The 10,484-nt window shown below is 72.1% G+C and carries 10 protein-coding genes and 2 rRNA genes; 7 read left to right on the forward strand and 5 right to left on the reverse strand.

What is annotated here, in order from left to right; all coding sequences use genetic code 11:
- Positions 1-1,395 (reverse strand): acyclic terpene utilization AtuA family protein (locus tag E1266_RS30930; protein ID WP_132053084.1); only part of this gene is annotated, 1,395 nt, incomplete at its 3' end.
- Between the two features lie 124 nt (positions 1,396-1,519).
- Complete coding sequence (locus E1266_RS30935; RefSeq protein ID WP_243719094.1) at positions 1,520-2,464, reverse strand: endonuclease/exonuclease/phosphatase family protein; 945 nt, start codon at positions 2,462-2,464, stop codon at positions 1,520-1,522.
- A gap of 220 nt (positions 2,465-2,684) precedes the next feature.
- Here E1266_RS30935 and E1266_RS38375 point away from each other — a divergent pair, with 220 nt between their 5' ends.
- Positions 2,685-4,190 (forward strand): hypothetical protein, encoded by a 1,506-nt coding sequence (locus E1266_RS38375; RefSeq protein ID WP_165966278.1) that lies wholly within the window; start codon positions 2,685-2,687, stop codon positions 4,188-4,190.
- A gap of 187 nt (positions 4,191-4,377) precedes the next feature.
- Positions 4,378-4,986 (forward strand): TetR/AcrR family transcriptional regulator, encoded by a 609-nt coding sequence (locus tag E1266_RS30945; protein WP_132053086.1) that lies wholly within the window; start codon positions 4,378-4,380, stop codon positions 4,984-4,986.
- A 15-nt stretch (positions 4,987-5,001) separates the two neighbouring features.
- Here E1266_RS30945 and E1266_RS30950 read toward each other — a convergent pair whose 3' ends face one another.
- A complete protein-coding gene (locus tag E1266_RS30950) occupies positions 5,002-5,421 on the reverse strand; it encodes a class I SAM-dependent methyltransferase (protein ID WP_132053088.1) in 420 nt (139 codons plus the stop codon).
- An 87-nt stretch (positions 5,422-5,508) separates the two neighbouring features.
- On the opposite strand from E1266_RS30950, the gene E1266_RS30955 reads away from it, so the two are divergent.
- From E1266_RS30955 to E1266_RS30975, 5 genes are all read left to right on the forward strand, one after another.
- Complete coding sequence (locus tag E1266_RS30955; protein WP_132053090.1) at positions 5,509-6,312, forward strand: metalloregulator ArsR/SmtB family transcription factor; 804 nt, start codon at positions 5,509-5,511, stop codon at positions 6,310-6,312.
- 38 nt (positions 6,313-6,350) lie between these two features.
- Positions 6,351-7,016 (forward strand): DUF998 domain-containing protein, encoded by a 666-nt coding sequence (locus E1266_RS30960; protein WP_207946014.1) that lies wholly within the window; start codon positions 6,351-6,353, stop codon positions 7,014-7,016.
- 175 nt (positions 7,017-7,191) lie between these two features.
- On the forward strand, positions 7,192-8,673 hold the full coding sequence (locus E1266_RS30965; protein WP_207946015.1) for an NAD(P)/FAD-dependent oxidoreductase: 1,482 nt from the start codon (positions 7,192-7,194) through the stop codon (positions 8,671-8,673).
- A complete protein-coding gene (locus E1266_RS30970; protein ID WP_132053096.1) occupies positions 8,670-9,452 on the forward strand; it encodes a fatty acid desaturase in 783 nt (260 codons plus the stop codon). Before E1266_RS30965 ends, E1266_RS30970 begins: the two co-directional genes overlap by 4 nt.
- Positions 9,453-9,456: 4 nt before the next feature.
- Positions 9,457-10,068, forward strand: coding sequence for a TetR/AcrR family transcriptional regulator (locus E1266_RS30975; protein WP_132053098.1), 612 nt, complete (start codon positions 9,457-9,459; stop codon positions 10,066-10,068).
- Positions 10,069-10,109: 41 nt separating this feature from the next.
- On the opposite strand, the gene rrf is transcribed toward E1266_RS30975, so the two are convergent.
- Positions 10,110-10,226, reverse strand: a 5S ribosomal RNA gene (rrf, locus tag E1266_RS30980).
- A gap of 162 nt (positions 10,227-10,388) precedes the next feature.
- Positions 10,389-10,484, reverse strand: a 23S ribosomal RNA gene (locus E1266_RS30985); the annotation flags it as partial.

Genomic DNA, 10,484 nt, shown 5'->3' on the forward strand with positions numbered 1-10,484 from the left:
GGACTGGGTGGAGAGCGCGGACTGGGCCGAGAACCCTTCCTCGCCGGCGGCCTCGGTAGGCACATCGGCGACCGCGGGCGCGGGCGGGATCGGGATGCTCTCGCCCTCGTGCGTGACCGCCACATGTTCAACGGTCTCGTTGGGCACGAACGCGGGCGTGTAGACACCGTACGGGCCGCCCTTCCCCGGAGGGGACGTCATCGTGAAGCCGGGATAACCGGCGAGCCCGAGCTCCACGGCCGCGCCGCTGAACGCCCGGCCGACCTTTGCCGGATCGGGATCGAGGACGGCGCACCGCAGCAGCGCCGTGGCCTCCCCCTGTGTGACGGGATCGGGCTTGGCGGCTCCGATCAGCGCCCACTCGACACGGGCCGGCCGCGCGTCACCGAACGCCGCATCCAGGTGCCTCTTGACGAGTTCCGCCTTGGCTTCGATGCCGAGCCCGGTGAGCACGAACGTCATCTCGTTGCGGTGGCCGCCGAGGTGGTTCAGGCAGACCTTGATGGTGGGCGGCGGCGGAAGCCCCTTGACGCCGCTGATCCGCACCCGGTCCGGGCCGTCGTCCGCCAGCTCGATCGTGTCGAAACGGGTCGTGACGTCAGGACCGGCGTAGGACGGCCCGCCGATCTCGTACAGCAGTTGCGCCGTGACGGTCTCGGTCGTCACGGCTCCGCCCGTCCCGTCGTGCTTGGTGACCACGCAGGAGCCGTCGCCGTGCACCTCCGCGAGCGGAAAGCCCGGCGCCTTTACATTGTAGATCTCTTCAAAGAAGCTGTAGTTGCCGCCCGTGGCCTGCGCCCCGCATTCCAGGACGTGCCCGGCGACGGTCGCGCCGGCCAGCGCGTCCCAGTCGTCCCGCGCCCAGGCGAAGTGCGCGGCCGCCGGCCCCACGACAAGGGAGGCGTCGGTGACACGGCCGGTGACCACCACGTCGGCGCCGCGCCGCAGGCACTCGGCGATCCCCCACGCCCCCAGGTAGGCGTTGGCCGTGAGCGGCTGCCCGTACCGGGAATCGGCGAACCCCAGCTCCTCGGCGCGCGCAAGCAGGTCGTCACCCTCGACATGAGCGACACGGACCTCAAGGCCGAGCCGCCCGGCGAGTTCCCGCAGTTTGTCGGCCAGCCCTCGCGGGTTCAGCCCGCCGGCGTTGGTCACGATCTTCGTGCCGCGCTCCACGGCGAGCCCGAGGCACTCCTCCATCTGCCGGAGGAACGTGGTGGCGTACCCGGCGTCGGGATCCTTCATCTTGCCGCGGCCCAGGATGAGCATCGTCAGCTCGGCGAGATAGTCACCGGTCAGGACGTCCAGCGGCCCGTCCTCGAGCATCTCCCGAACCGCGGAGAAGCGGTCGCCGTAGAAGCCCGAGGCGTTACCGACCCGCAGCGGTTGGCTCATGCCCAGAACCCTGCCAGACCCACCCGCAAAAAATCAATCACGCATGATTGTTTTGGTGGAGGCCCTGGAAGCGGCACTCGTCACCCCTCACGAACCGGGGACGGTCTCCGCCGGAGCCCGCGGCTCAGCGCGGCCGGACGGGGAGGCGTACCCGGGCGACGACCGGAAGGTGGTCGCTGCCGGTGGCGGGCAGGGTGCGCAGCCGCGGGACGGTCGCCGAACGGGCCATGACCTGGTCGATCCGGGCCAGCGGGAAGGCCGCGGGGAAGCTGAAGGCCATCCCGCGTTCCGCCACGTTCAGCTGGGACGTCAGCGGAGCGAGCCCGCGGTCATCGGTCGTGCCGTTGAGGTCCCCCAGCAGGATCACCGCTTCCACTTTCTCCGCGGAGACGGCCGCACCGAGGAGGCCGGCGCTCGCGTCGCGCCAGGCCGACGCCAGGCCGCCCGGCCGGATCCGGACCGAGGGCAGGTGCGCGACGTACACGGCGATCTCCCCGTGGGGCGTGCGCGCGACCGTCCGCAGCCCGCGGCTCCAGGGCCCCTTGATCTCGCGGGGCTTGATGTCCAGGGACCTGGTGCCGCTCAGTGGATGCTTCGACCAGAGCCCGACGGTGCCGATGACGGCGTGGTACGGGAGGTCCGGGCCGAGGATCCGCTCGTAGTCCGGCAGGGCCGAGTGCGTCAGTTCCTCCAGCGCCACGAGATCCGGCGTCGCGGCGGCCAGGGCGCGCGCCGTCCCCGCCGGGTCGGTGTTCTCGTCACTGACGTTGTGCTGCACGACGACCAGGTCACCCGGACCGGGCTTAGCCGCGGGGAGGAGCAGCCCGCCGAAGAGAAAGGCCCAGGCCATGACGGGCAGCAGGGAGGCGACGAGCACGGTGGGCGAACGGCGTATCAGCGCGAGACCGAGCAGCGCCACGACGACCAGGCCGAGCCACGGCAGGAACGTCTCCAGCAGGCTTCCCAGCCGACCGATGAAGTTGGGCACCGCCCGGTGGAACGCCAGCAGCCCGGCGGTCGCCACCGCCAGCGCGGCGAGCACCCGGCCCCGCGCCCACACCGCATCCACGACCTGACCCCCGCCTCCCGTGAACGAGCCGCCAAGGGGACAAATAGATCATGGACTGACCACCGCGTACACCCTCCGCCCTACCGCCGGGTAAACCACTTCGGCGGATGCCCCGTCCCCATTGTGGAATGTCACAGAGGGGACGGGGAACTCAGTGAAACTCAACAGGCTGTTAGTCGCGGCCACCGCAATGACGGCGGCGGCGGTCCCAGTGGAGGTGGTGACGACCGCCGACGCCACGGCGGCACCGCGGCAGGTGGCGCAGTGCGCCACCGCGCAGGGGCCCGACTTCAACGGGGACCGCTGCGGAGACGTCGTCGTGGGCGACCCGGGGGCCACGGTGGCGGGCAAGGTGCGCGCCGGCCGGATCAACGTCCTCTACGGCGACGAGACCGGCCTGGGAGCCGGTAGGCGGCACCTGCTGAGCCAGGGCGAGACGGGGACCGGGGAGACCCCGGAGGCGGACGACCGGTTCGGCGCCGTCGTCCGGGCCATGCACGCCGACGGCGACGCGTTCGCCGATCTCGTGGTCGGGGTGCCCTCGGAGTCCGTCAACGGCGTCGACGACGCGGGCGCCGTCCACGTGATCTTCGGATCCGCCGACGGGCTGGGCGCCGGCCGCCCGGGGATCGTGCTGCACCAGGGCGCCTCCGGCATCGCGGGCGGCCCCGAGCAGGGAGACAGGTTCGGGGCGGGCCTCGCGGTCAACGAGACGACCGGCGACGGACCGCCCCATCCCGCCCTGGCGTTCGGCGCGCCCGGGGAGGACCTGGGCGGGGCGGCGGACGCGGGCTCCGCGGGCGTCGTCACGTTCGACCCGGAGACCGGCGAAGTCGAGATCGCCGCGACCATCACGCAGGACAGCCCCGGCATCGGCGGCGGCGCGGAGGCCGGAGACGGATTCGGTACCGCGGTCGCACTCTTCCAAGGGCCGGGCGGCTTCGGCTGCGGCGTCACCGGCGTCGACGGCTACACCCTGGTCGTCGGAGCTCCCGGCGAGGACCTGAACGGCAGGGCCGACGCGGGCCTGGTGCATCTCGCGAGAGACCTGGCGAGCGACACTCCGCTGTCCCAGGACTCCCCCGGCGTGGACGGCGCGGTCGAACCCGGCGACCGGTTCGGCGCCGGCCTCGCCCTCGCCTCGTACTGCGAGCACGACGGCCCGTCGCACGTCCAGCTGGCGGTGGGCGTCCCGTTCGAGGACTTCGGCTCGGTCGCCGACGTCGGGATGGCGCACCTGTTCGCCACCGACGACGACGAGCTGCCGATGCCCCAGCGGTGGAGCGTCAGCCAGAACAGCACCGATGCCGCCGGGACCTCCGAGGCCGGCGACCAGTTCGGGTCCGTGCTCGAACTGGGCGGCCCGTGGCGGGACGGCCTGGGCGAACCGCTGATCGTCGGCGTCCCCCGCGAGGACATCGGCGACGCCGCGGACGCCGGCGGGGTGCAGATCTTCGGCCAGAGCGCGACCGCACCCGGAAACGGCGACACCTTCCTGAGCCAGGAGGACGTGGGCCTGGTCCCGCAGGCCGCGGACCTCTTCGGCGCCGCACTGTCCACCCGCCACGGCCTGCTCCTCGTAGGCGCACCCGACGACGCAACCCACACCAAGGGCGCCGCACACGGCCTCCCCTGGCCGGGCACCCCAGAATCCCCCGTCCTCTTCACCCCGGGCCAAGACGAAATCCCCGAAGACGCAGTCCGCTTCGGCGCATCCATCACCTGACCCACGGCGCGGCCGGGGCTCGACGGGCCCCGGCCGCCCGTCCTGCGCGACACCCCCTCCGGCACGCCCCTCGCCGTCGGCGAGCGGACAGGCGCCGGCGCCGTCGAGGGTGGAAAAAATCAATCACGCATGATTGTTTGCTTGGTGCGGGTTTGGTTGACTGGTGGGGCACCGAGTCGAGGGAGTCATGACCACGCAGGCACTGCCCCGGGAACCGCAGCAGGACCGCAGCCGCGCCACCAGGCGGCGCCTTCTGGACGCCGCCGTCGAGTGCCTGGCGTCCGTGGGGTGGGCGGGGACGACCGTGGCGGTGGTCGCCGAGCGCGCCGGTGTCTCCCGCGGGGCCGCGCAGCACCACTTCCGGACGCGCGAGGAGCTGGTGACGGCGGCCGTCGACTACGGCTCCGAGGTGCGGATGGCGCAGATGCGGGAGCGCCTGGACGCGCTGGCCGGGCGCCGGCCGTCCACCGGGGACGTGGTGGCACTGCTCGGCGAGATGTACACCAGCCCCCTGTTCCGCGCCGCGCTGCAGCTCTGGGTCGCCGCCAGTTCCGACGAGCAGCTCCGCGAGCAGGTCGTGCCGCTGGAGGCGCGGGTGGGGCGCGAGGCGCACCGGCTCACCGTCGAGGCGCTCGGCGTGGACGAGAGCGTGCCCGGCGTCCGCGAGACGGTCCAGGCGACCCTTGATCTGGTCCGCGGCCTCGGGCTCGCCGACCTGCTCACCGACGACTCGGCCCGCCGCACCCGCCTGCTCAACCAGTGGGCGGCCACCCTGGACCGGGCGCTCGGCCGCTGACCCCGCGGGCCCCTGCTAGACGGGCACCTCGCGCAGGGGGTCGCCGCCGTCGATGAAGAGGCGGCCGCCGGGGGCCAGTGCCGCCGCTATGCGCGGGATGGCCTTGCGGCCCGCCTCCGGGTGGCGGCCGTCGAGCGCGCCGACCCGCACGGCGAAGACGAGGTCGAACGGACCTTCGCCGGGGCGCGGCTCGAAGTCCTCGATCGCCGCCTGCCGCACGCTCATGCGTCCCGCGGCGATATCGGCGGCGGAGGCGGCCCGCGCCTGCGCGACCGCCTTGGCCGACCGGTCGATCGCGAGGATGTGCCCGGTTCCGAGCCGGGCCGCGACGGCCCGCGCGGCGGCGCCGGTCCCGCAGCCGATCTCCAGGACGCGCATGCCCGGCGCGAGCGGCAGGGCGTCGACGACCGCGGAAAGCCGAGGTGACAGCGACATGGGCCGACTCTAGGACATGCCACCGACGGTCTCCCCTTTCCTCCAACATGGTTGACATGTGACCTTTTGGTCACCTATTTTGGTGGTGTGGACGACGACGATCTGGCGTTCAAGGCGCTGGCGGATCCGACCCGCCGGTTCCTGCTCGACCTGCTGTTCGCCCGGGACGGGCGGACGCTCGGCGAGCTGGAGGCGGAGGTGGAGATGACGCGGTTCGGGGTCTCCAAGCACCTGCGGGTGCTGGAGGACGCGGGGCTGGTGGTCCCGCGCCGTTCCGGCCGGGAGAAGTTGCACTTCCTCAACCCGGTGCCGATCCGGCTGATCCACGACCGGTGGATCGGCAAGTACACCGAGCGGCCCGCCGCGGCGCTCGCCGACCTGAAGAGACGACTGGAGTCCGACATGACGACGACCGAGACCGGCGCCGGCGAGACCGTCCAGGTGTACCGCGTGTACATCAAGGCGACACCGCAGGCGATCTGGGACGCCATCACCAAGCCGGAGTGGACGACGAAGTTCGGCTACCAGGCGCCGGTGGAGTACGACCTGCGCCCCGGCGGCGCCTTCCGCGGCCTCGCCAGCGAGGCGATGAAGGAGCACGGCGCCCCCGACGTGGTCATCGACGGCGAGGTCGTCGAGGCGGACCCGCCGCGCAGGCTCGTCCAGACGTGGCGGGCGCTGTTCCTCGGCGAGCCGCACACCCGGCTCACCTACGAGATCGAGGACGACGGATCCGGCGTCTCGCGGCTGACCGTCACCCACGACGTGACAGGGGCGCCGCAGACTGCCGCGCAGGGCGCGGGCGAGATCCCCGAGGCGGGCGGCGGCTGGAACCAGACGCTCAGCGACCTGAAGACCCTGCTGGAGACCGGCGAGTCCCTCTTCGCCTGACCATCCCCCGCCGACCCCCCGGAGTCACCATGCCTTCCGTGCACACGTCCCCAGTGTCCCCCTCCCGCAGCACGCACGCCTCCACCCGCGCCCTCCTTGCCTGCGGTGTCCCCGCCGGACCGCTGTTCGTCCTGCTGATCGTGGTGCAGGCCATGACGCGGGACGGGTTCGACGCCGCCCGCCACCCGCTCAGCATGCTCGCGCTCGGCGAGCACGGGTGGCTTCAGACCGCCAACTTCCTGCTCTGCGGAGCCCTCGTCGCGGCGTCGGCCGCCGGGATGCGCCGTGTCCTGGAACCGGGGACGATGGGCCGCACCTGGGGAACCGCTCTCATCGCCGCCTATGGCGTGAGCCTGGTCTGGGCGGGCGTCTTCCCGACCGACCCGGCGGAAGGCTTCCCCGCCGGGACGCCCGCCGGCATCGGAGACGCCAGCTGGCACGGCATGCTGCACAACCTCGCACCGGTCGGAATGGGGCTTGCGCTGAGCGCCGCGTGCGTCGTGTTCGCCCGCCGGTTCGCCCGGGAAGGGCGGCTCGGGTGGACGCTCTACAGCGCCGCCGCTCCGGCCGCGTACCTGGTGCTGGGCATGGCGGCGTTCCCGGCGGGCGACTTCCGGCTGATGCTCGCTGGAGGCGCCGCCGTCTGGACGTGGGCCGCCGTCCTGTCGCTGAAGTTCCTCCGGGAGGCCCGCCGGACGGTCTGACCCGCACACCGCCGGAGGCGGTCCCGCTCCACGAACGGGGCGGGGCCGCCTCCGGCCATTCCGGCCCGCACGCATTGACGGCGGCAGAAGGCGCATGGAATCTGAACCTATGTTCAGAACAAGCGTTCAGACGGATCGTCCACGGAGGGCGGCGCGGTTCCCCGTCTCGTGCGACGTGGCCGTGCTCGGCGGCGGGCTCGCCGGGATGGCGACCGCGGCGAGGCTGCAGGCGGCGGGTCTGTCCACGCTCGTGATCGAGGCCCACGGGCATGTCGGGGGCTGCGCCGGCTACTACCGGCGGCGGGGCTTCTCCTTCGACGTGGGCGCGACGACCATGGTCGACTTCGAGCCGGGCGGGGTCGGGGCGGAACTGCTCACCGCCATCGGGATGGACCCGGTGCCCGGCGAGGCGCTGCCCGGCTACGTCGGCTGGCTGCCCGACCGCAAGGTCACGCTCTACCGCGACACCCGCGCCTGGCACCGGGAGCGGCTCCGCACCCTGGGCGGCACTCCCCGGCACCGCGCGTTCTGGGCGAGCCTCGACCGTCTCGCGGACGTGTTCTGGACGGCGAGCCGCGCCGGGGTTCGGCTGCCGATGCGCGGCCCCGCGGACGCCCTGCACAACCTGCGGGCCGTGGGGCCGCGCGGGCTTCCGCTCGCCCGCCACCTGAACTCCACCCTCGGGGACGCCCTCGCCCGGCACCGCCTCCGTGACGAGGCGCCGCTGGTCGGGCTGCTGTCGATGCTGGTCGAGGACACCGTGCACAGCACCGTCGACCGGGCGCCGCTCATCAACGCCGCCCTCGGCGTCACCATCCGCGGCGCCGGGCTCACCCGCGCGGACGGCGGCATGCGCGGGTTCTGGCGGCGGTTCGCGGCGCACTACCGCGGGCTCGGCGGCCGGTTGCGCGTCGGCTGCGCGGCCGAGCGGGTCACCGGGCGGGCGGGGGCGTTCACCGTCCACACCAGGCTGGGGGCCGTCCATGCCCGGCAGGTGGTCAGCGCCCTGCCCGCCGCCACGACCGCGCGCGTCGTCCCGGACCTCGCCGGCCCGCTCCGCCCGTACCTGGAGCGGGACGAACCCGACATGGGCGGGGCGATCGTCGTCTTCCTCGGAGTCCCGGACGATGAGGTGGCCGGCCAGGAGTTCACCCACCACCAGTTGCTGCAGGACTACGACCGGCCGCTGGGCGACGGCAACAACATGTTCATCTCGGTGTCCGCGCGAGGCGACACCGAGAGCGCGCCGCCGGGTCGGCGAGCCGTGATGGTCTCCACTCACACAGGGCTCGACGAGTGGGCCGGTCTGCCGGACGCCGAGTACGAGGTCCGCAAGGAGGAGATCGGGAAACGTCTCGTCGGCCTGGCCCGCCGCGTCCATCCCTCGCTCGGCGAACGCGCGCAGGTGTGGGAGGTGGGCACGCCGCGCTCCTACGAGCGTTTCGCGTTCCGGCCGGGCGGTGCCGTGGGCGGCGCCCGCCAGACACCGGGCAATGCCAACCAGAATGCCGTCCCGCATTCGCTGGGCGTGCCCGGGCTGTGGCTCGTGGGCGACTCGACCTGGCCCGGCCTCGGCACCGTCGCGTGTGCGCTGGGCAGCCGCATCGTCGCGGAAGAGGCCCTCAAGGCCGCCCGCCGGACGGCGGTGGCGCGATGACCGTCCCGAAACTGTCCGAGCTCGGCTCCGACCTGCTCGTCACCACCCGCCCGCGGCGCGTCCTCACCCTGTCGCTCCCCTACGCAGCCGTCGTCCTGTTCGTCGCGGTGTGGCTGGCGGGATGGTGGTGGCTGACTCCGGTCGTCGCCTTCGGGATCTTCGTCGCGGTCGTCACCGCGACCCACGACGTCGTCCACCGGTCACTCGGTCTCGGCAGGCGGGCGACGGAATGGGCGCTGTTCCTGCTGGGCGCGGTCCTCCTGGAGAGCGGGCACGCCTACCGCGCCACCCACCTCCAGCACCACCGGCTGTTCCCCAGCGACGAGGACCCGGAGGGATATCCGGCGAACCTGTCGGCGCTCGGCGCGATCCTCTACGGCCCCGTCTTCCTCGTCCGGCTGTGGTGCTGGGCGTTCCGGCGCGGCGGGGCCGCTCAGCGGGCGTGGCTGCTGGCGGAGGCGGCGCTGCCCTTCGCGGCGGTCGGCGCCGGCGCCCTGTTCTCCCGGGGCCTCCTCGCGTACGCGGTCATGATGATCGTGGGAAGCTGGGTCTACCCGCTGCTGACCGTGCACCTGCCGCACCGGCACTACGGGGACACGCCGCTGACGCAGACCCGCACCCTGCGCGGACGGATCGTCCCCGCGCTGTTCCTGGAGCTGACGTACCACTTGGAGCACCATCTGTACCCTCAGGTGCCGAGCCATCAGCTCGCCCGGCTCGCACGGCGGCTCGACCCCGTTCTCGCCGAGGCGGGCGTCAAACCCTGGAAGGTGATCTGAGCGCATGGCGCCCCGCGCGGAGGCCAGGAAGCGTCTCCTCGACGCGACCGTCCGGACACTCGCGGTCGAGGGGTACGGCGGGACGACTGCCCGCTCGATCGCCAAGACCGGCGGGTTCGCGCCCGGCGTCATCTACTACCACTTCGAGGACCTGGAGGCGTTGCTCGTCGCGGCGCTCCGCCATACCAGCCAGGCCCGGAGAGACCGCTACGAGGAGGCCCTCGGCTCCTGCACGGACGCCACAGAACTGCTCGCCCGCCTCCGCGAACTGTACGCCGAGGACATGAGGGACCAGGGGCACATCGACGCGGTGCAGGAACTCTTCGCGGCGTCGGCGACATCGCCGCGGCTACGGGAGGAACTGCTCGCCCACGTCGAATCCTGGTCGGAATTCGCCGCCACCGCAGTGCATCGGCTCGTTGGGGGGACGGCCTTGGCGGGCGTCGTCCCGTCCCGTGAACTCGGCATGATCGCTGTGGCGATGTTCCTCGGCATCCAGACCCTCACCCACCTGGACGGGGACCGCTCCCGAGTCGAGTCGCTCTTCAGCACCGCCGAGCCGGTCGCGATCCTCTGGGACACCTTCGCCGGCCGGAATCCGACACCCGAGAAATGAGGAAGGGCCCCGCCATAAGGCGGGGCCCTTCCCTAATATATGTCCGGCGGTGTCCTACTCTCCCACACAGTCTCCCATGCAGTACCATCGGCGCTGAAGAGCTTAACTTCCGGGTTCGGAATGGGACCGGGTGTTTCCCCTTCGCCAAAACCACCGAACGTCTCAACGCACCACCCCCACAAGGGGGCATGCAAGTTCAACGTCCAAGCCGGCAAGGCTCAGCACATTCAATTAACAACACGGGTTGCCCAGGGTTGTTTCCTGAGAACCACACAGGGACGCGAACAATCTCTCGCAGCGGTTTGCTTTGAACGAATTGTGTGTTCAAGCCACTCGGCCTATTAGTACCGGTCAACTCCACACGTTACCGCGCTTCCATACCCGGCCTATCAACCCGGTCGTCTACCGGGAGCCTT

This window comes from Actinomadura sp. 7K534 (genome assembly GCF_004348575.1).
GTDB classification, from domain to species: Bacteria; Actinomycetota; Actinomycetes; order Streptosporangiales; family Streptosporangiaceae; genus Spirillospora; species Spirillospora livida.